A 19902-nucleotide genomic window follows, 5' to 3' on the forward strand; every position below is an offset into this window, starting at 1 on the left:
CCGCCGGCGTGCCGCCCGTGGCGCGGCTGCGGTCCAATCGGCGCCATGGACGCATCCCTCACCATCCGCCGCCTGGACGACCTGGAGGTCAAGGCCGCCTATACCGAAGACCTGCTGGACCAGCTCAACCTCACGATCTACCGCCAGCAGCAGCAGATCGACCGCCTGACCGAGCAGGTGCGCCTGCTGCGTGAGCAGGCGCCGGAGGCCGGTCCGGGCGCCCGGGGGCCCGCAGACGAACGCCCGCCCCATTACTGAAAGACGCCGTGCGGCGCGCCTCGTTGTAGGACAGGAAGCCGAGGCGCCGGCGGACACCATGCGCGGTGCTCTCAAAAAAAGAGCATGCCACGGGCCTGGTGCATGGCCTAGTGGCCGATTGGGGCAACGGTCAAAACGCTACCGGTTGTTAAATCTGGTCACACATTGCACGGGTGGCGCTGTTCTCATCGACGGCGCCCGACCTTCCGGCGGACCGATGTCCCAGGCCGACCCTCCCGTTTTTTTCGTTTCGCACGATGTCCATCTTCCACTCCACCCGGCAGCGGTTCGCTGCGTTCGCCGTCTGCGTCGCAGCGGTCCTGCCCGGCCTCGCGGCCGCCGCGCCGGCCGACGTGTTCCGACAATGGGCGGCGGACCCGTCGCTGGAGCGGCAGATCACGCTGGCCGAGCTCGGCTTCCAGACGCCGATCGCGCTGCAGGGCGGCGAGAACGAAAGCCGGCGCGAATTCTTCCTGCCGGTGCCGGCCGGCCTGCAGCTGCAGGGCGCCACGCTGCAGCTTGATGCCGACTATCTGCGCGGCGACGGCGGACGCTCGGTGTTCGTGCTGTCGCTCGACGGCTACCCGGTGTCCTCGCGCCGCTTCACCGACGACAAGGGCGATGCCAGTCTGACGATCGGCGTGGACGGGGCACCGCGCGACAGCGGCTTCGTGCGGGTCGGCGCCGTCTGGAATTCGACCATCTCCGATGTGGTCTGCGCAGACCAGCGCGCGCCCGGCAACGTGCTGCGCATCCTGCCCACCACCCGGCTGCGCTACCGCATTGACCGCAACCGGCTGACCAGCTTGGCGAGCGTCTGGAGCACGCTGCCGCCGCGGCCGGTGCTGCTGGTGGCGGGCCGCAACCTGTCGCAGCCGGCCTACGACGCCGCTTGGCGCGTCGGCCTGGCGCTCGAACGCGCCGGCAAGCGGGTGCAGGTCCGGTCGCTGCCTGCGGTGGGCGACACGGTCGACGTGAGCGCCGACATGGTGCCGGCCGACCTGCGCAGCCTGCCGGCCTTCGCCGCCATCGCCGGTGACGGCGTGAGCGGCGCCACCGTGCGCAGCCACCGTATCGGCAGTCAGGCCGAAGTCGGCGCGCTGCTGGCGCTTGGCGCCCGCGGTCCGCTGCGGGCCGACATCGTCGTGGCCGACCCGGCGCTCGGCACTGCCATCGGCGGTGCGCTCGACGCGCTCGGCACGCAGATGGCGTCCGATGCGGCGGCCACGGCGTCCTATACCCAGTGGCGCACCGGCGCCTTCGGCGTGACCGGCCAGCCGCTCGCCGCCGGCGAAGTGTCGCTGCGCAGCATGGGCGGCGCGCCGGTGGTGGCGATCGCCTCCGACGCCGGCCCGCAGGCCGCACTGCTGTTCGACAGCCTGTGGCGTCCGGTGGCCGGCGGCGGCAGCATCGCGCCGGCGACCGTCGCGCGTCCGCGTCCGGACGACCGCATCCTGCTGTCGCAGCTCGGCGGCAAGCCCGGCTCGATCGACGTCGGCAACCGCAGCGACTGGACTGCCACCTTCTCGATCGAGGACGTGGTCGCCGACGGCCGCGCGCCCAAGGCCCTGGTGTTCGACCTGTCCGCCACGCCCGACAGCAGCGGCGCCGGCCCGGTCGCCTCGGTCTACCTCAACGACTACCTGCTGTCGGCCAAGACCCTGACGCCCGACGGCAAGCCCGAGCGCCTGCGCGCCGAGGTGCCGCAGCACATGCTGGCACCGCGCAACGTGGTGCGGGTGACCTTCCTGCGCCAGCTGACCAAGCCGCGCTGCCACGACCAGCAGACCGCCTACCCGGTCAGCGTGCTGCCGGCCAGCCATGTGGAACTCGGCAAGGTCGACACGGGCAACGACTTCTCGGGCGTGGCCCGTCGGCTGGCCGACGGCGGCGAGGTGCTGGTGCCGGCCTCCTGGCTGTCCGACGCCACCCGCAGCCTGCCGCGCGCGATCCGCCTGGCCGATGCGGCCGGCGTCACGCTCTCCAACACCAAGCTGGTCGTCGTGCCGTCCGATGCGGCCGCCAAGCCGGTGTCGCCGGGCAATACCTTCCTGGCGCTGGACCTGCCGGTGTCCGACGCGACGGCGCGGGTCGATGCCGCGCAGGGCCGGCTGGTGCTCGCCAACGGCAAGACGACGATGCTCGACGTGGCCCGGCTGAGCAGCGTCAGCGTGCTCGACGTGGCCAAGGCCGGCGGCCACCACGGCGTGGTCTGGCGGCCGGTCGGCAGCGACGTGCAGGTGCCGGTCAAGCCGATCCAGCTCGGCCGCGGCGACGTGGCGGTGCTCGACGCGAACGGCGTGGCGCTGGAGATCGACAGCCGCGATCCGCGCGGCGCCCAGCTCGCCGACGACGCCAATCCGGAGTCTCCGCTGGCGCGCTACGCCGGCTGGTGGATCGCGCTGATCGTCGTGCTGCTGCTGATCCTGCTCGCCGCCCGCATCGCACAGGTGCGCCGCCAACGCCGGGCACGCCTGGGTCGCCCGACGGAGACGCCGCTTTCGTGATGCAGCGGGTAGGACGGCCATGAACCTCGACTGGCAGATCGCGCTCGCGCAGCACTACAGCTGGCTGGAATGGTTCGCCGCGGCGGTCGCGGTGATCATCCTGCTGTCGAGCATCGACGACCTGGTGATCGACGCTTGGTACTGGACCAACCGCATCTGGCGCCGGCTGACGGTGCTGGAGCGCAAGGACTACCGGCCGCTCACGCCCGAGCAGCTGCACATCCGCGCCGAGCAGCCGCTGGCGATCATGATCCCGGCCTGGCTCGAGTACGACGTGATCGCGCAGATGCTCGAGACCATGGTCGGCACACTCGACTACCGGAACTACCGCATCTTCGTCGGCACCTATCCGAACGACCGCCGCACCATCGAGGAAGTCGAGCGCATGCGCGGCCGCTACCGCCAGCTCGAGCGGGTGGAAGTGCCGCACGCGGGGCCGACCTGCAAGGCCGACTGCCTGAACTGGATCGTCCAGGCGATCGTGCTGCACGAGGAGCGCAGCGGCGAGAAGTTCGCCGGCATCGTGCTGCACGACAGCGAGGACGTGCTGCATCCGCTGGAACTCAAGTTCTTCAACTACCTGCTGCCGCGCAAGGACATGATCCAGCTGCCGGTGGTGTCGCTGGAGCGCGAGTGGTTCGAGCTCGTCGCCGGCACCTACATGGACGAGTTCGCCGAATGGCATGCCAAGGATCTGGTCGTGCGCGAGGGCGTGACCGGCATCGTGCCGTCGGCGGGCGTCGGCACCTGCTTCTCGCGCCGGGCGATCCAGGCGCTGATCGACGGCACCCGCAACCAGCCCTTCAACACCGACAGCCTGACCGAAGACTACGACGTCGGGGACCGCCTGGGCAAGCTCGGCATGCGCTCCATCTTCGCGCGCTTCCCGGTCGAATTCCGGGTGCGCCGCAAGCGCTGGTTCGGGCTGCGCAAGGACCGGATGCTGACGGTCACGATGCCGCTGTGCGTGCGCGAGTTCTTCCCCGGCACGCTGCGTGCGGCCTACCGGCAGAAGTCGCGCTGGGTGCTCGGCATCGGGCTGCAGAGCTGGGAGCAGATCGGCTGGAAGGGTTCGCTGGTCACCAAATACCTGCTGTTCCGCGACAGGAAGGGCATCGTCACCTCGTTCGTCAACGTGCTGGCCTACCTGCTGGTGGCCGACTTCATCCTGCTGTGGCTGCTGGAGACCTTCGAGTTCACCACCGTGCGCTTCCCGTCGCCGGTGGACGAGGGCGGCTGGCTCGCCGGCCTGATCGCCATGAACGCGGTGGCGCTGGTGCTGCGGGTGGTGCAACGTGTCTACTTCGTCTGGAAGCTCTACGGCTGGGAGCAGTCGCTGATGTCGGTGCCGCGCATGGTGGTGGGCAACGTCGTGAACTTCATGGCGACGGCGCGCGCCTGGAAGCTGTTCCTCGGCCATCTGCTGCTCGGCCGCGACCTGGTCTGGGACAAGACCATGCACGACTTCCCGACCACCGACCAGATCGCACGCACCCGGCGGCGCCTGGGCGACCTGCTGGCCGGCTGGCAGGCGGTGGACGACGCACGTCTCGCCGCGGCGATCGCCGAGCAGCGCAGCCGCAGCGTGCCGCTCGGCCGCATCCTGGTGTCGCGCGGCTGGCTCGACGACGAGACGCTGGCGGAGGCGCTGTCCTACCAGTCGGGCCTGCCGCGGGCCCAGCCGGATGCCGACCAGATCGAGCGCGCCGCCGGTCTGCTGCCGGTGGCGGTCTGCGTGCGCTGGCGCGTGCTCGCGCTGGGCGTGGACACGCCGCAGATGATGCCGCTGCCGACCGGGCCGGCGCCCGAGCCGCACGAGCTGGAAAGCCTGGAATCCGCGCCGGCCCTGCGCATCGCCGTTGGCAGCCCGCTGTCGGACGAGGCGCGCGCGGCGATCGCCGAGGCCGCCGGCATGCCGCTGCTGCAATGCATCGTGCGCGAGAGCGAAATCGTGGCCGGCCTGCGCCTGCTGCGCGGCGGGCAGGACGGGTTCGCCCCCGATGCGGCGCCGCTGCTCGGCGAGATCCTGATCGACATGGGCCTGGTGGATCGCGAGGACTTCCGGCAGGCGCTGATCCGCTACCGGCCCGACCGCGACGGCCGCATCGGCGACTACCTGGTGTCGCGCAGCGTGGTGTCGCGCAGTGCGATCGAGCAGGGCATCGCGGCCCAGCGGGCCCGCTGGCAGGCGCCGCCGCCGGCGCCGCTGCCGCCCGGTCCGTGGAACGCGGCCACGGCGTCCGACGGGCGGTCGTCCGATCTGCCGCCGTCCGCGGGTATGGTGCAGGCATGACCCCGATTCCTTTCGCCCAACCGGTCCCGCACGGCCGTTCCAGGGCCCCACGATGACCCATTTCCGCCCCTCGCCGGCGCTGCTGCGCCGGGGTGTGCCTGCGCTGCTCGCCGCCGCCGTGCTGGTGCCGCTGGTGCCGCAGGCCCAGACCGACGAACTGCCCTTGACCGGCCCGGCCTACCGGATCGCCGACGAGGCCTACCGCGCCTACGAACGCGGCAACTACGCCGCCGCCGCGGCGCGCGCACGCGAGGCGCTGCGGCTGCGTCCCGACGTGCAGCGGCTGCATGCGCTGCTGCGAGACGCGGAAGCCGCCGCCCGGCGCCAGGCCGACTCCGCCGGCCGCACCGACGCCACGCCGCCGCCGACCACGACGGCGCGCCGCGCCGCGCCCGCAGGCCGCAGTGCGGCTCCGGCGACCGCCACGGCGCGGGCCGACCGGGCGCGTACCGGCGGTCGTACGGCCACGGCCCGGGCCGCTGCCCCCGCCTTCCCGCCCGGACCGGCGGATCGCATCGTCGCCGACGGGCCCGACGACGCCTACGGCGTGCCGATGCTGCGCATGGCCTGGTCGCTCGGTGCCGCGCCGCCGGCGGCCTCGCTCCAGGCCCTGGCCGCCGAGCCGCCTCCGCCGCCCCCCGCACCCCTGCCGGACGCGCCGCCGCCGAGCGATGCCGAACAGGCCTACCAGTACCTGCGCGAACGCCGTTCGCGCGAGGCCGCGGTCGCCTTCGCCCGCGCCGACCAGGCCGGGGCGCTGCGGCCGCCGCAGCTGCTCGATGCCGCCTACGCCAGCCTTGCCGCCGGCGACCCGACCGCATCGGCGGCCTACTTCCGCCGCGCGCTCGACGCGGCCGATGTCGGCCAGGTGCCGCTGACCCCGCAGCAGCGGCTGGACACCAAGCTCGCCGTGGCCGACCAAGAACGGACCAGCGGCGCGAGCGCGGCGCTCTTCTACCGCGGCGGCGGCACGCTGCCGGGCCTCACGCCCGAGCAGGGCGGCGACGGCAGCGGCGGTGGCCGCGACCGCAGCCTGCAGGCTGTCGCCGAGGCCTACTGGCGGCCGCGGCAGCTCAAGAGCTTCGCCGGACCCAACACCTATGTCGACCTGTACGGCCGTCTGCTCGGCACGCCCTACAGCGGCGCGGGCTTCGCCGAAGGCGGCGCGAGTGCGCAGGCCGCGGTCGGTGTACGGGTGCGGCCGCTGAGCTCGGTCAACGCCGTACTGGCGGCCGAGCGGCTGATCAAGGTGGGCTCGGCCAGCCGCAACGACTGGCTGCTGCGCGCGGCCGTCTCCGACGGCTTCGGCATGGCGCCGCGGGTGGACCGCGACAGCTGGTGGGCCGGCGACGTCTACGCGGAAGCCGGCCGCTACCTGGACGCCGGCGAAAAGTACGTCGTCAGCGAAGGCCGGCTCGGCCGTGCCTGGCGGCTGCAGCGCCTGGACGCGCCGGCCGTTCCCGGCCTGTCGCAGGCGGTGCTGATGCCGCATGCGGTGGTCGCGGCCGACTACAACACCGGCTTCGCCCGGCCGCGCGCCGTGGGCGCCGGCGTGGGCGTGAACCTGCGCACCTGGTGGCGGGAAGACGACCGGTCCGGTCCCAAGTCGTATTCCGACCTGACGGCCCAGTACCGCTGGCGCCTGGGCGGCGACGACCGCGCACAGGGCCTGGTCGTGCGGCTGTCGTACAACTACTGATGGGCCCCGCCCGCTTCTTCGGCCGGACTGCGGCCGTGCCGGGGGCTTCCGCTCGCGCTGCGGCCGTGGTGCTGGCAGCGGCCGCGGCACTGCTGCTCGGCGGCTGCCGCAACGCCACGACGGCGCCCGGCGCGCAGGCCGCCGTGCGCATCGCCGGCACCGTGTGGCAGCCCGATGCGCAGACGGTGCATCCGCAGGGCATCTGGGAACGTCTCGGCGCCCGCACGCTGCTGGTCCAGTGGACCGCCCGCGACGGCCACGCCTTCGTCGACGGCTGCCCCGCTGCCGGCGCGGTCGAGCCGCCGCAGCCCCGGCCCGACTGGGCGCGCATCGCCCGCGAACCGTGGGCGCAGAACGTGATCCTGGGGCTGGCCGCGCACGGCGACGAGACCGCGGCTCGCGCGAGCGTCGAGTCGCTGGTGGCGCGCTCGCGCTGCCTGGCGGCGCTCGCCACGCCGCTAAAGGTGACCGGCTGGTACTTCCCGGTGGAGGTCGATCCGACCTGGAAGGACGCCGCCGGCCTCGCCCGCCAGCTCGAAGGTCTGCCCCGGCCGCTCTGGATCAGCGCCTACGACGGCGCCAACGTCGGCCCGGCGGCGCTCGCCGACTGGCTGCACGGCTGGCTGCCAAAGGACGTGGGTGTCTTCTTCCAGGATGGGGTGGGTGTGCATGCGCGCAGTGCACCGGTGGCGCGCGACTACCTGCTGGCGCTGCGCCAGCGCCTCGGTCCGCGGCGGGTCAGGCTGATCGCCGAAGCCTTCCGGCCCGCGCCCGGCGGCGGTTTCCGGCCGGCGACGCCGGAGGAACTGGTGCCGCAGCTCGCCACCTACGGGGGCCACGAAGTGTTCCTGTTCGACGGGCCGCACTACGTCGATACCCGGCTGGTCGAGGTGTTGCGCGAAAAACTGGTGCCGGCAGGCCGTTAGCGCCTGTCCTGCCTGCGCAGGCAGCTATCGAAAAAGGAGCGACGGCCGTTCAGCTGGCGTTGCGCGACGCATCCAGGTGCGCCTTGGCGCGCTGGGCGAGCGCGATGTCGCCCGGCGTCTCCGGGTTCCAGGGCGTCACCGGGATCGGCCGGCCGTGCGAATCGACCGAGACGAAGACGATCAGGCATTCGGTCGTCTTCTCCATCTGGCCGCTCTTCATGTCGCCGCTGCGCACCTCCACCGAGATGTTCATGCTGGTCTTGCCGGTGTAGGCCATGCGGGCCTCCACCTCGACCAGATCGCCGATCATGATCGGCCGGTGGAAACGGATGCTGCCCAGGAATACCGTCACGCAGTAGCGCTTGGCCCAGCTGGTCGCGCAGGCGTAGCCGGCCTCGTCGATCCACTTCATGACGGTGCCGCCGTGGACCTTGCCGCCGAAGTTGACGGTGCTGGGCTCGGCGAGGAAACGCAGGACGATGCTGGACATGGTGGGGGCGTGCGCGCGTGCGCCTCTCTAAGGGTGGACGGACGGCAAGGGGCCGCAGGAGCGCGGATTATGGAGCTCGCGTTGCTGCTGCCGGATGGTCGGGACGGTAGGAATCGGACGACGGCATCTGGGTACGCGCCGCTACAGCACAGGTATGCGGATCATGGGAAGAATCCGCTCCACTACAACTCGCCGGCAGCCGGCAAGAGGAGCTTTTCATGTCTTTCGCCCTGTACATGGTTGGATTCGCGATCTTCCTGGGCGGCCTGATCTGGGCCGCGGTGGTGGCCGGTGTGCCGCAGCTCTACATCGGCATCGGCACCCTGATCCTGCTCGGCATCGGCATCTTCAGCGCCGTCGCGCGCACCCGCAGCAAGGACCCGTCCTGATCCAGCGCTCTGCGGGCAGGCGAGGGAAAGCACGCCTGGGCAGACATCGCAGGGCCGCCGACAATGGCGCCCCTGCCGCATCCGCACCCGGATGCGCTGCCGTTCCATCCTGATTCCGGGGTTCCCTCGCATGATCCGCAAGTTGCTTTCCTTCGCCGTCCTGGCGTTCGCCGTCGGCGCCCAGGCACAGACCTATCCCACCAAGCCGATCCGCCTGATCGTCCCGTTCCCGCCGGGCGGCGGCACCGACATCCTGTCGCGGCTGGTCGCCACCCGGCTGGCCGAAGCCACCAAGTGGACCGTGGTGCCCGACAACAAGGCGGGCGCCGGCGGCACCATCGGCATCACCGAGGCGGTGAAGGCGCCGCCGACCGGCTACGACATGGTGATGGGCCAGAAGGACAACTTGGTCGTCGCGCCCTACCTCTACAAGAACCTCAGCTACGAGCCGACCCGCGACCTGGCTGCGGTGGCGCACGTCGCCTACACCCCGGTCGTGATCGTGACCGCCGCCGGTTCGCGCTTCAAGACGCTGGCCGACGTGGTCGCCGCCGCCAAGGCCGCGCCCGACACCATCACCTACGGCTCGCCCGGCAACGGCACCACGATCCACCTGGCCGGCGAGATCTTCAACGGCGCGGCCGGCGTGAAGCTGCGCCACGTGCCGTACAAGGGTTCCAACCCCGCGATGGTGGACGTGCTGGCCGGCAACGTGGACCTGATGGTGTCGTCGGTGCCGTCGGCGATGGGTCAGCTCAAGGCGGGCAAGTTGCGGGCGCTGGCGGTCACCTCGGCCAAGCGCAGTTCTTCCCTGCCGGACGTGCCGACGGTCGCCGAGTCCGGCTACAAGGACTTCGACGTCAGCACTTGGTACGGCCTCTTCATGCCGGCCGCCACGCCGAAGGACATCGTGACCCGGGTGAACGGCGAGGTGAACAAGCTGCTCGCCACGCAGGAGATGAAGGACGCGATCCTGGCCCAGGGCGCCGAGCCGCAGGCGATGACGCCCGAGCAGTTCGGCAGCCTGCTGAAGACCGACTACCAGAAGTGGAAGGCGATCGTGCAGGCGTCGGGCGCCACGCTCGAGTAAAGGGCATATTCCGACCCCGAAGGGCGCGGCCGCAGAGCCTGCGCCCTTTTTTAGCGCCGACGGTGCCGCCGCCCGCCGCCGTCAATCCGGCAGCGCCCACCACGCCGGCAGCAGCCGCCGCGTCTCGGGCCGTGCGAAGCGGTCGTCCATCAGGCAGAGCACGCCGCGGTCGGTGGGCGTGCGGATCACCCGGCCGGCAGCCTGCACCACCTTCTGCAGGCCGGGGAAGCGGTAGGTGTAGTCGTAGCCCGCGCCGAAGGTCGCCTGCATCCGGTCGCGCATCCGCTCGTTGACCGGGTTGACCTGCGGCAGCCCGAGCGTCGCGATGAAGGCGCCGACCAGCCGGTCGCCCGGCAGGTCGATGCCCTCGCCGAAGGCGCCGCCGAGCACCGCGAAACCGATGCCGCGGCCGGCCGGCACGAAGCGCTGCAAAAAGGCGGTGCGGGCGGCTTCGTCCATGCCGCGCGACTGCTCCCAGACGGGGATGTCGGGTGCCGCGGCGCGCAGCGCGTCGGCGGCCTGGCGCAGGTAGTCGAAGCTGCTGAAGAAGGCGAGGTAGTGGCCGGGCGCCGCGGCGTACTGCGCGCCGATCAGCGACACGATCGCCGGCAGCGAGCGCGCCCGGTCGGGCCAGCGGGTGGAGATGTCGCGGGAGACGCGCACCTGCAGCTGAGCGGCGGCGAAGGGCGGCGGTACGTCGATCCAGGCGGCGTCTGCCGGCAGGCCGAGCAGGTCGCGGTGGAAGGCCTGCGGCTCCAGCGTGGCCGAGAACAGCACCGCCGACCGCGCGGCCGCCCAGCGGGGCGCGAGGAAGGGCGCGGGCACCACGTTGCGCAGGTGCAGCACCGCGGCCGGGCCGCCGCGCACGCCGGGCGGCGGCGCCTGGCGGGTAGCGTCGCAGAGCGAATGCGCACCGAACGATTCGGCCAGCCGCAGGAAGCGCGCGGCGTCGAACAGCAGCCGCTGCAGCGCGCCGCCGGGCGTGGTGTCGGGTTCGGCGGCGAGGTGGTCGGCGATCGCGGTGGCGGCCTGCTGCAGCGCGCGGCATAAGGCGGCGGGCACGGCGTCGTGCTCCTGGGTGGGCGCGTCGTCCGGCGGCAGCAGGGGCTTCCAGGCGCGGCGCAGTCGCTCCAGCGGCGTGCGCAGCGCGGCCGGGGCGGCGGCGCGGGCGGCGTGCAGGGCCGCCGGGTCGAGCGCGGCGGAGTACATGCCGCGGGCGCGCTCGACCAGGTTGTGGGCCTCGTCCACCAGCAGGCCGCAGCGCCAGTCGTTCTCGGCGGCCAGGGCCGGCAGCAGGGCGCTGGCGTCGAACCAGTAGTTGACGTCGCCGACCACCACGTCGGCCCAGCGGGCCATCTCCTGCGCGAGGTAGTAGGGGCAGACCCGGTGTGCGGCGGCGGCGCGACGCACGCCGGCGCGGTCCCAGAAGCCGTCGCCCGCGGCCAGCGCGGCGCGGGCGGCGGGCAGCCGGTCGTAGAAGCCCGCCGCCAGCGGACAGGAGGCGCCGTGGCAGGCGCGGTCCGGGTGCTCGCAGGCCTTGTCGCGGGCGACGAGTTCGAGGACGCGCAGCGGCAGGCGGGGCGGCGTGACAGCGGTCCCGGCGGGGGCCGCGTCGCCCGTGCCAGCCGCATCGTCAGCGACACGGATCGACGTAGGCGCGGATGCGGCCGGCGTAGGGCCCGCATCGCCCGCGCCGTCGGCACCACCTGCGCCGGCGGCCGCATCCACCCGGTCCACGGCCGTCCTGGCAGCCGCATCGGCGCCCGGGGCGGCCGGCACCGCCGGCCCGCGCAGCAGCGCCAGCGCATCGAGCGCCAGCTGCCGGCCGGAGGTCTTGGCGGTCAGGAAACACAGCCGGTCCAGCCCCGGGCGGTCCGGCCCGGCGGGCGGGCAGGCGCGCAGCGCCGGGAACAGCGTGCCGACCGTCTTGCCGATGCCGGTCGGCGCCTGCGCCATCAGCACCCGACCGCTGCGCTGGGTGCGGTAGACCGCCTCGGCCAGCCCGCGCTGGCCGGCACGGAAATCCGGATGCGGGAACGCGAGCACCGCCAGCGCCGCATCGCGCGCGGCGCGGTGGCGGCGCTCCTGGTCGGCCCAGGCGACGTAGCCGGCGCACAGGGCATCGAATTCCGCGTGCAGCGCCTCGGCGGTCCAGGTCTCGGCGAAGACAGTCTCGCGCAGGTCGGCGATATCGACGTAGACCAGCGCCAGTTCGACCTGCGGCAACCCCTGCGACTGGCACAGCAGCCAGCCGTAGACCCGCGCCTGCGCCCAGTGCAGGTGGCGCTGGTTAGCGGGCTGGCGCGCCAGGTCGCCGCGGTGCGTCTTGATCTCCTCCAGCCGCACCGCCTGCGGGTCGAAGCCGTCGGCCCGGCCGCGCACGGTCAATCGGCCGCGCCAGTCGCCCGACAGCACCAGCTCGCTGCGGTGGTGGGCCGGCCGGCGGGCGGCGATCGCGGCATGGCCGGCGATGCCGTCCTCGGCGGTGGGGGAGGGCGTGAAGCGCCGGTCCAGGTCACCCCGCCGCGCACCGAAGGCGCAGAGCGCCCGCACGGCGACGGTCGGGAGCGGGGTGGCGGGCGTACTGGACATAACGACAGTCGATGGTAGCGGGCAGAGGGGTGCTCCTGTTTCGATAGCGCGTTGCGCAAGCCCTACGGGCGCAGGAGGCGTTTTTCCGTCGAATCCTGCGATGCGGCACCGCATCGCCTACCCTTCGCGCATGCCGACCCGCTCCGCCCCGCCGTACCACCCGTCCCGCACCCCCCAACGTATCGCGATCGCCGGCGCCGGTCCGGCCGGGCTCGCGGCAGCGATCGCCCTGGCGCGCGACGGCCATGCGGTCGACGTATTCGAGCGCCACCCCGGCCTCGCACCGGTCGGCGCCGGCCTGCTGATCCAGCCGCAGGGCCTGGAGGCGCTGGCCGCGCTCGGCCTGGCCGACGCCTTCGCCGCGGTCAGCGTGCCGGTCACCCGGCTGCTCGGCCATGCGCACCGCGGCTGGACGCTGGTGGACCTGGACTTCGCCCGCCGCCCGGCGCGCGGCGTGAGCCGGGCCCGGCTGTCGTGGCTGCTGCACGGGGCGGCCATCGCGGCCGGCGCGCAGGTGCATTTCGGCCAGCCGATCGACACCCTCGGCCGCGACGGGCCCGATGCCGTGCTGCGCATCGGCGGCCGCGACGAACGCTATGCCCTCTGCGTGGTCGCCAACGGTGCCGCTTCCACGCTGCGCGAGTCCGCCGGGCTGGCCGCCGCCGCCCGGCCCTACGCCTGGGGCGCGTTGTGGGGCCAGTTCACCGTCGCGGACTGGCCGCAGGCCGACGTGCTGCTGCAGCGTTTCCGCGGCACCCGCGAGATGGTCGGCCTGCTGCCGACCGAGGCGACGCCGCAGGGCCTGCGGCTGTCGCTGTTCTGGAGCCTGCGCCGCGACCGCTACGACGCCTGGCGCACCGGCGACCTGGCCGCTTGGCGCGACGGCGAGCGGCGGCTCTGGCCCGAGGCCGCGCCGGTCCTGGAGCAGATCGTGCGGCACGACGACCTGGCGCTGGCCGTCTACCGCCACAGCTGGCCGCGCGCGATGGCGCGGGCGCCGTTCGCGGTGATGGGCGACGCCGCGCATGCGATGAGCCCGCAGCTCGGCCTGGGCACCACGCTCGCGCTGCAGGACGCGCTCGGCCTGGCCACAGGGCTGCGCGGCCACACCACCCTGGCCGACGGGCTCGCCGCCTACCAGCGGGCCCGCCTCGGCCCGTCGCGCGCCTACCAGACGCTCAGCCGGCTGCTCACGCCCTGCTTCCAGGCCGACCGCGGCGGCTGGCTGCGCGACCTCGCCTTCGCCGGTGGCCGGCGGCTGCCCGGCGTGCGCTGGGCGATGCAGCGCAGCCTGGCCGAGCCGCCGCCGCTGACCTGACGCTCCGCCGCGACGCGCTGCCGCCGCAGGCGCGCGATCCCGCGTCCGATGCAGCCCATCTGCTCCGGTTGCCGGCTTTCGCCTACAGCCCGGCGTGCGCCATTCGGCCCACACTGCGCGCCTGCCCGCTGCGCCACATCTGACCCTTTTGCCTCATGACTGACCCTGTCGCCGCCCGACCGCCTGCCTCGCCGACGGCCCCGGAGGACGGCGCACCCGCCGGCGGCAACGGCCTGCTGTGGGTGCTGCTGGCGGTCGCCGCGCTGTTCCTGGTGCTGCGCCCACGGCCGCCGATGGAACTGCTGCGGCTGGTCGACTGGCAGACGGTCGGCGCGCTGGCCGGGCTGCTGGCGATCACGCAGGGCGTGGAGAAGAGCGGCATGCTGCAGGCCACCGCCCAGCGGCTGCTCGGCCGCATGACCGACCTGCGCAGCCTGGCGCTGCTCTTGACCGGCGGCGCGGCGGTCCTGTCGGCCCTGGTCACCAACGACGTGAGCCTGTTCCTGCTGGTGCCGCTGACGCGGGTGCTGGCCACCCAGGCCGACCTGCCGCTGGCCCGGCTGGTGGTGCTGCAGGCGCTGGCCGTCAACGCCGGCTCGGCCCTCACGCCGATCGGCAATCCGCAGAACCTCTATCTCTGGCACCGCTCGGGCGACAGCTTCCTCGGCTTCATGGCAATGATGGCGCCGACCGTCGCGGTCATGCTGTTCTGGCTGTTCGTCGCGGTGTGGCTGCTGGTGCCGCGCAGCCCGATCGCGCTGCGACCGGCCACCGCGCCGACCGCCGTCCAGCCGCGCCTGCTGGCGCTCGCCGGCGTGCTGTTCGTCGCCTTCGTCGTCGCGCTGGAGCGGCACTGGCTGCCGGCGGGCCTGGCGCTGGTCTTCGGAGCCTTCCTGGTGTTCTTCCCGCGGGTGCTGCGCGGCGTGGACTGGGCGCTGCTGGCGATCATCGCGCTGATGTTCGTGGACCTGCGCCAGCTCGCCGAGCTGTCCGCGGTCGCGGCGCTGCTGCGCGACGCGCCGATCGCCGAGGGCTGGCGCGCCTACCTGGCGGCGATCGCGGCCTCGCAGGTGATCAGCAACGTGCCGGCCGCGATCCTGCTCGACGGCCCGGTGCGCGACCTGCCGGCGCTGGCCGCGGGCGTGAGCGTTGGCGGCTTCGGCTGCGTGCTGGGCTCGCTCGCCAACCTGATCGCGCTGCGGCTCGCCCGGCTGCCGCACGGGCTGCGCGCCTTCCACACGATCAGTATTCCGTTCCTGCTGGTGTGCGCCGTGTCGGCGCTGCTGCTGCGGCTCGGGTGACGGCCCCGACCGATCCGTTCCTTCCTGTGCTTCCCCCACCTTCCAGAAAGATGCCCATGTCCGCTTCCTCCCCCCGCGAAATCGATGTCTGGTCCGTCGAGGGCCGCTTCCAGCATCCGGTCTACGGCCCCAAGGGCACGGTCGAAGGCGTGCTGATCGACTGCGACGGCGCCCCGGCGCAGTTCGTGTTCGAGGCCCACCATCCGGCCGCTACGGCGCTGGCGGCCCTGCAGCCGGGCCAGGCGGTGGTGCTCGAAGGCACTGCCGCCGAGGCGTCGTCCAAGGGCGAGCCGGCGCACGAGGTGTTCGCTCTGGAGCGGCTGGTATCGGTGGACGGCCATCCGCACGCCCTGTCTGCGCCGCAGCCGGTGCAGGGCCGGGTGGTGCGCCTGAACTACGCCAAGCACGGCGCGCCCAACGGCGTGGTGCTCGACAGCGGCGACTTCGTGCACGTCAAGCCCGGCGGCTTCACCCGGCTCGGCCTGCAGGTCGGCGACACGGTCGAAGCCGAGGGCGAGGTGCGTCCGCTCGCAGGCGGCACCGGGAGGGTGATGGAAGCCCGCACGGTCAACGGCCGGCCGGTCGAGGCCGACCGTGGCTGAAGCCGCCGCCCTGTCGCCGGGCCGCGGGCTCGGCTCCGGTGCCGCTACGGACGGCGCCGAAGCGCTTCCGCGGTCCCTCGTGGCGCTCACGCTGCTCGCCTTCTTCATGGCCGACGTGCGCGACGGCCTGGGGCCCTTCCTCGCCACCTACCTGCAGGAAAACCGGGTCCGGCAGGAACTGATCGGCTACACCATGACCGCCGGCGGTCTGGCGGCCGTGGCGATGACGCCGTTCGCCGGCGCCTGGGTGGACCGCTCCACCGCCAAGCGGGCGCTGACCGTCGTCGCGGCGGTGGCGATCCTCGCGGCCAGCGCAGTGGCGTTCTCCACCCTCGACGGCCGCTGGCTGGTGGCCTCTCAGGTGGTGACCGGCGTGGCCGGCGCGCTGCTGGCCGCGACGATGGCCGCCCTCACGCTCGGCCTGGTGCGCGCCACCGGCTTCAAGCGGCAGACCGGCCGCAACGAGGCCTGGAGCCACGCCGGCAACATGGTGTCCGCCATCGGTGCCGGCTTGGCCGCCCACTGGTTCGGCGCGCCGTGGATCCTGGCGGTGATGGGGGCGATGGCGGTCGGAGTCATGCTGTCGGCCCTGTCGATCCGCGCCGCCGACATCGACCACCAGGCCGCGCGCGGCTGCGAATCGCCCGAAACGCTCGGCGAGACGGTGGAGCGCGACAGCGACGGCGGCTGGCGGGCGCTGCTGGCCAACCGGCCGCTGCTGCTGTTCGGCCTGACCTGCCTGTGCTTCCACCTCGGCAACGCGGCGATGCTGCCGCTGCTCAACCAGCGGCTGGCCGCCACCGTGCCGGACTCGGCACCGCTGCTCTGGACCGGCATCGCCATCGTGATCGCACAGCTCACGATGATTCCGGTGGCGCTCTGGGTGTCGCGTAGCCGGCGGTTCGACGTGTCGTGGTTCGTCTATGCGGCGATCCTGGTACTGCCGGTGCGCGGCGCGCTCGCCTGGCTGATCGCCGACAGCTGGGGCAACATCCCGGTGCAGATCCTCGACGGCCTGGCCGCCGGCGCGATGGGCGTCGCCACGCCGCTTTTGGTGCAGCGCTTCACCCAGGGCAGCGGCCGCTTCAACACCGCGCTCGGCTGGGTGATGACGCTCCAGGGCATCGGTGCCGCGCTGAGCCCCACGCTCGCCAACTCGGTGGTCGGCGCCGAACAGCGCTTCGGCTTCGCCTTCCTCGCGCTGTCGGCGGCGGCGCTGCTGGCGCTGCCGGTGTTCGCTTGGGTGCAGCGGCATGCGCCGAAGGTGGCGGAGCACGCCGCCTGACGGCACGTCGCTATCGAAATCGTAGCTGTCAGCGCAGGCGCCGCCTGCGCTGGGGCCGTATTTCTATCCCAGGTAGCGCTGCAGGTACCGCCCGGTGTGGCTCGCCGGGTGCGCCGCCACGTCCTCGGGCGTGCCCTCGGCCACCACCGTGCCGCCGCCGGCACCGCCTTCGGGGCCCATGTCGATCACCCAGTCGGCGGTCTTGATCACGTCCAGGTTGTGCTCGATCACGACGATGGTGTTGCCCGCGTCGCGCAGCTGGTGCAGCACCTTCAGCAGCAGGTCGATGTCGGCGAAGTGCAGGCCGGTGGTCGGCTCGTCGAGGATGTAGAGCGTGCGGCCGGTGTCGCGCTTGCTGAGCTCCAGCGCCAGCTTCACCCGCTGCGCCTCGCCGCCCGAGAGCGTGGTCGCGGCCTGGCCGAGCGTGATGTAGCTCAGGCCCACTTCCAGCAGCGTCTGCAGCTTGCGGGCGATGGACGGCACCGCGCCGAAGAAGCCGTGCGCCGCCTCGACCGTCATCGCCAGCACGTCGGCGATGTTGCGGCCCTTGTACTGGACCTCCAGCGTCTCGCGGTTGTAGCGCGCACCGTGGCAGACGTCGCAGGGCACGTACACGTCGGGCAGGAAGTGCATCTCCACCTTCACCATGCCGTCGCCCTGGCAGGCCTCGCAGCGGCCGCCGGCGATGTTGAAGGAAAAGCGGCCCGGGCCGTAACCACGCTCGCGGGCGGCGGGCACTTCGGCGAACAGCTCGCGGATCGGGGTGAAGAGGCCGGTGTAGGTCGCCGGGTTGCTGCGCGGCGTGCGGCCGATCGGCGACTGATCGACGTTGATCACCTTGTCGAAGTACTCGATGCCCTCGATCGCCTCGTGCTCCGCCGGCTCCTCGTGGGCGCGGTAGAGCTGGCGCGCCACGGCGGCGTAGAGCGTGTCGTTCACCAGGGTGGACTTGCCCGAGCCCGACACGCCGGTCACGCAGGTCAACAGCCCGACCGGGAATTCGACGCTCACGCCGCGCAGGTTGTGGCCGGTGGCGTTCACTACCCGCAGCGCCTGCAGGTCGCCCTGGGTGGCGCGGTGGGCGGCCTGGCGTTCGGCCCAGGCGACCGCGGCGGCGCTCGCCTTGCCGGTCTTCTTCGCGACCTTGGCTTCGGCCTTCGCGTCGTCGCGCACCACCGGCAACCACGCGGTGCGGTGCGCCGGCACCGCGATCGTCCGGATGCCCGCCATGTACTGGCCGGTGAGCGAATCCGGGTTCGCCTTGACCTCGTCGTAGGTGCCCTGCGCCATCACCCGGCCGCCGTGCACGCCGGCGCCCGGCCCCATGTCGATCACATGGTCGGCGGCGCGGATCATGTCCTCGTCGTGCTCGACCACGATCACGCTGTTGCCGATGTCGCGCAGGTGGCGCAGCGTGTCGATCAGCCGGTCGTTGTCGCGCTGGTGCAGGCCGATGCTGGGTTCGTCGAGCACGTACATCACGCCGGTCAGGCCCGAGCCGATCTGGCTGGCCAGCCGGATGCGCTGCGCCTCGCCGCCCGAGAGCGTCTCGGCGCTGCGGTCGAGGCTCAGGTAATTGAGGCCGACGTCGTTCAGGAACTTCAGCCGCAGACCGATCTCGCGCACGATCTTGTCGGCGATCTCGGCCTTGGCGCCGGCCAGGCGCAGCGCGCCGAAATGCGCCTGGCTGTCGCGCAGCGTCATGCGGCTCACGTCCTGGATCGGCAGCGCGCCCGTGCCCTCGCCGAGCCGCACGTGGCGCGCCTCGATGCGCAGCCGCGCGCCGTCGCAGGCCGGGCAGGGCTGGGTGGCGCGGTAGCGGGCGAGTTCCTCGCGCACCGCGGTCGAGTCGGTCTCGCGCCAGCGGCGCTGCATGTTGGGAATGACGCCCTCGAACGGATGCTTCTTGCCCAGCTTTTTGCCGCTCTGCGGGCCGGAGGCGAGCGTGTAGGCGAAGCGGATCTCCTCGTCGCCCGAGCCGTGCAGAACGACCTGGCGGACAGCGTCGGGCAGTTCCTCGAACGGCGTGTCTACCGAGACACCGTAGTGCGCCGCGACGCTTTCGAGCATCGCGAAGTAGAAGGCGTTGCGGCGGTCCCAGCCCTTGATCGCGCCGGCCGCGAGGGAGAGCGACGGGAAGGCGACCACCCGTTCCGGGTCGAAGACCTCCTGCACGCCCAGTCCGTCGCAGGCCGGGCAGGCGCCGACCGGCGAATTGAAGGAGAAGAGCCGCGGTTCCAGCTCGGCGATCGACCAGTTGCAGATCGGGCAGGCGAAGCGCGCGTTGAACAGGTGCTCGACGCCCGTGTCCATCTCCAGCGCCACCACCCGGCCGCCGCCCTCGACGCCGCCGACCCGCAGCGCCGCCTCGAAGCTCTCGGCCAGGCGCTGCTGCATGTCGGGCCGCACCTTCACCCGGTCGATCACCACGTCGATGTCGTGCTTCTCGGTCTTCTTCAGCGCCGGCAGGTTCTCGTGCTCGACCACCCGGCCATCCACCCGGAAACGCACGTAGCCCTGCGCCTGCATCTCGGCGAACAGCTCGGCGAATTCGCCCTTCCGGTCCCGCGCCATCGGGCACAGGATCATCAGCTTGGTCTCGGCCGGCAGCGCCAGCACCGCATCGACCATCTGCGAGATGGTCTGCGCCTGCAGCGGCACGCCGTGCTCGGGGCAGTGCGGCGTGCCGGCGCGGGCGTAGAGCAGCCGCAGGTAGTCGTGGATCTCGGTGACGGTGCCGACGGTGGAGCGCGGGTTGTGGCTGGTCGCCTTCTGCTCGATGCTGATCGCGGGCGACAGGCCCTCGATCACGTCCACGTCGGGCTTGTCCATCAGCTGCAGGAACTGCCGCGCATAGGCCGACAGGCTCTCGACGTAGCGGCGCTGGCCCTCGGCGTACAGCGTGTCGAACGCGAGGCTCGACTTGCCCGATCCCGACAGTCCGGTGATCACCACCAGCTGGTGGCGCGGGATGTCGAGGTCGATGTTCTTCAGGTTGTGGGTGCGCGCACCGCGGATGCTGATGCGCTGCTCGCGCAGCGCTCGCGCCAAGTAGCGGCCATCGGCGTCGTCCGGTGCAGCGGGGGAGGGGAGGGTCAAGGTGGGCGCGTCCGCGGGGAAACCGACCATGATAGTCAGGGCGGGGCCGCACC

Annotated in this window: 14 protein-coding genes; 11 read left to right on the forward strand and 3 right to left on the reverse strand. The window is 72.6% G+C overall.

All coding sequences use genetic code 11. The features are described from left to right. Positions 1-45 precede the first annotated feature (45 nt). The 5 genes from QZ500_RS09935 to QZ500_RS09955 all read left to right on the forward strand — a co-directional run bounded on the left by QZ500_RS09935 (position 46) and on the right by QZ500_RS09955 (position 7683). Entirely contained in the window at positions 46-258 is a 213-nt protein-coding gene (locus QZ500_RS09935) for a SlyX family protein (RefSeq protein ID WP_295854526.1), read from the forward strand. Between the two features lie 257 nt (positions 259-515). Next, on the forward strand, positions 516-2765 hold the full coding sequence (locus tag QZ500_RS09940; RefSeq protein WP_295854529.1) for a cellulose synthase: 2250 nt from the start codon (positions 516-518) through the stop codon (positions 2763-2765). A gap of 19 nt (positions 2766-2784) precedes the next feature. Further along, a complete protein-coding gene (locus QZ500_RS09945; RefSeq protein ID WP_295854532.1) occupies positions 2785-5058 on the forward strand; it encodes a glycosyl transferase family protein in 2274 nt (757 codons plus the stop codon). 52 nt (positions 5059-5110) lie between these two features. After that, the gene (locus tag QZ500_RS09950; RefSeq protein WP_295854535.1) at positions 5111-6757 is read left to right on the forward strand and encodes a hypothetical protein; all 1647 of its coding nucleotides are present in this window, start codon (positions 5111-5113) and stop codon (positions 6755-6757) included. After that, the gene (locus QZ500_RS09955; protein WP_295854538.1) at positions 6757-7683 is read left to right on the forward strand and encodes a hypothetical protein; all 927 of its coding nucleotides are present in this window, start codon (positions 6757-6759) and stop codon (positions 7681-7683) included. Before QZ500_RS09950 ends, QZ500_RS09955 begins: the two co-directional genes overlap by 1 nt. A 49-nt stretch (positions 7684-7732) precedes the next feature. On the opposite strand, the gene QZ500_RS09960 is transcribed toward QZ500_RS09955, so the two are convergent. Next, on the reverse strand, positions 7733-8173 hold the full coding sequence (locus QZ500_RS09960) for an acyl-CoA thioesterase (RefSeq protein WP_295854540.1): 441 nt from the start codon (positions 8171-8173) through the stop codon (positions 7733-7735). Positions 8174-8391: 218 nt separating this feature from the next. Here QZ500_RS09960 and QZ500_RS09965 point away from each other — a divergent pair, with 218 nt between their 5' ends. Both QZ500_RS09965 and QZ500_RS09970 read left to right on the forward strand, forming a co-directional pair. After that, positions 8392-8562 carry a hypothetical protein gene (locus QZ500_RS09965; protein ID WP_295854544.1) on the forward strand — a complete coding sequence of 57 codons (171 nt, stop codon included), beginning with the start codon at positions 8392-8394 and terminating at the stop codon, positions 8560-8562. A 130-nt stretch (positions 8563-8692) separates the two neighbouring features. Beyond that, entirely contained in the window at positions 8693-9652 is a 960-nt protein-coding gene (locus tag QZ500_RS09970; RefSeq protein WP_295854547.1) for a tripartite tricarboxylate transporter substrate binding protein, read from the forward strand. 81 nt (positions 9653-9733) lie between these two features. On the opposite strand, the gene QZ500_RS09975 is transcribed toward QZ500_RS09970, so the two are convergent. After that, on the reverse strand, positions 9734-12244 hold the full coding sequence (locus QZ500_RS09975) for an ATP-dependent DNA helicase (RefSeq protein WP_295854549.1): 2511 nt from the start codon (positions 12242-12244) through the stop codon (positions 9734-9736). 130 nt (positions 12245-12374) lie between these two features. Here QZ500_RS09975 and QZ500_RS09980 point away from each other — a divergent pair, with 130 nt between their 5' ends. The 4 genes from QZ500_RS09980 to QZ500_RS09995 all read left to right on the forward strand — a co-directional run bounded on the left by QZ500_RS09980 (position 12375) and on the right by QZ500_RS09995 (position 16750). Continuing rightward, positions 12375-13562, forward strand: coding sequence for an NAD(P)/FAD-dependent oxidoreductase (locus QZ500_RS09980; protein WP_295854551.1), 1188 nt, complete (start codon positions 12375-12377; stop codon positions 13560-13562). Positions 13563-13717: 155 nt separating this feature from the next. Continuing rightward, on the forward strand, positions 13718-14863 hold the full coding sequence (locus QZ500_RS09985; protein WP_295854553.1) for an SLC13 family permease: 1146 nt from the start codon (positions 13718-13720) through the stop codon (positions 14861-14863). Between the two features lie 56 nt (positions 14864-14919). Continuing rightward, positions 14920-15465 carry a hypothetical protein gene (locus tag QZ500_RS09990; RefSeq protein WP_295854556.1) on the forward strand — a complete coding sequence of 182 codons (546 nt, stop codon included), beginning with the start codon at positions 14920-14922 and terminating at the stop codon, positions 15463-15465. Beyond that, positions 15458-16750: an MFS transporter gene (locus QZ500_RS09995; protein WP_295854560.1), complete on the forward strand. Its 1293-nt coding sequence runs from the start codon at positions 15458-15460 to the stop codon at positions 16748-16750. The genes QZ500_RS09990 and QZ500_RS09995 overlap by 8 nt, the downstream gene beginning before the upstream one ends. Positions 16751-16813: 63 nt before the next feature. Here the strand turns inward: QZ500_RS09995 and uvrA are convergent, their stop codons facing one another. Continuing rightward, entirely contained in the window at positions 16814-19879 is a 3066-nt protein-coding gene (uvrA, locus tag QZ500_RS10000; RefSeq protein WP_295854562.1) for an excinuclease ABC subunit UvrA, read from the reverse strand. Between the last annotated feature and the right edge of the window lie 23 nt (positions 19880-19902).

This window comes from uncultured Xylophilus sp. (genome assembly GCA_913776965.1).
Classification (GTDB): Bacteria; Pseudomonadota; Gammaproteobacteria; order Burkholderiales; family Burkholderiaceae_C; genus Xylophilus.

Excerpts from the sequence above, each read along its gene's own strand:
- QZ500_RS09980 (WP_295854551.1), top strand. The coding sequence starts at position 12,375 with ATGCCGACCCGCTCCGCCCCGCCGTACCACCCGTCCCGCACCCCCCAA.
- QZ500_RS09940 (WP_295854529.1), top strand. The coding sequence starts at position 516 with ATGTCCATCTTCCACTCCACCCGGCAGCGGTTCGCTGCGTTCGCCGTC.
- QZ500_RS09960 (WP_295854540.1), bottom strand. The coding sequence starts at position 8,173 with ATGTCCAGCATCGTCCTGCGTTTCCTCGCCGAGCCCAGCACCGTCAAC.
- QZ500_RS09955 (WP_295854538.1), top strand. The coding sequence starts at position 6,757 with ATGGGCCCCGCCCGCTTCTTCGGCCGGACTGCGGCCGTGCCGGGGGCT.
- QZ500_RS09970 (WP_295854547.1), top strand. The coding sequence starts at position 8,693 with ATGATCCGCAAGTTGCTTTCCTTCGCCGTCCTGGCGTTCGCCGTCGGC.
- QZ500_RS09965 (WP_295854544.1), top strand. The coding sequence starts at position 8,392 with ATGTCTTTCGCCCTGTACATGGTTGGATTCGCGATCTTCCTGGGCGGC.
- QZ500_RS09985 (WP_295854553.1), top strand. The coding sequence starts at position 13,718 with ATGACTGACCCTGTCGCCGCCCGACCGCCTGCCTCGCCGACGGCCCCG.
- QZ500_RS09990 (WP_295854556.1), top strand. The coding sequence starts at position 14,920 with ATGTCCGCTTCCTCCCCCCGCGAAATCGATGTCTGGTCCGTCGAGGGC.
- QZ500_RS09950 (WP_295854535.1), top strand. The coding sequence starts at position 5,111 with ATGACCCATTTCCGCCCCTCGCCGGCGCTGCTGCGCCGGGGTGTGCCT.
- QZ500_RS09975 (WP_295854549.1), bottom strand. The coding sequence starts at position 12,244 with ATGTCCAGTACGCCCGCCACCCCGCTCCCGACCGTCGCCGTGCGGGCG.
- QZ500_RS09945 (WP_295854532.1), top strand. The coding sequence starts at position 2,785 with ATGAACCTCGACTGGCAGATCGCGCTCGCGCAGCACTACAGCTGGCTG.
- uvrA (WP_295854562.1), bottom strand. The coding sequence starts at position 19,879 with ATGGTCGGTTTCCCCGCGGACGCGCCCACCTTGACCCTCCCCTCCCCC.
- QZ500_RS09935 (WP_295854526.1), top strand. The coding sequence starts at position 46 with ATGGACGCATCCCTCACCATCCGCCGCCTGGACGACCTGGAGGTCAAG.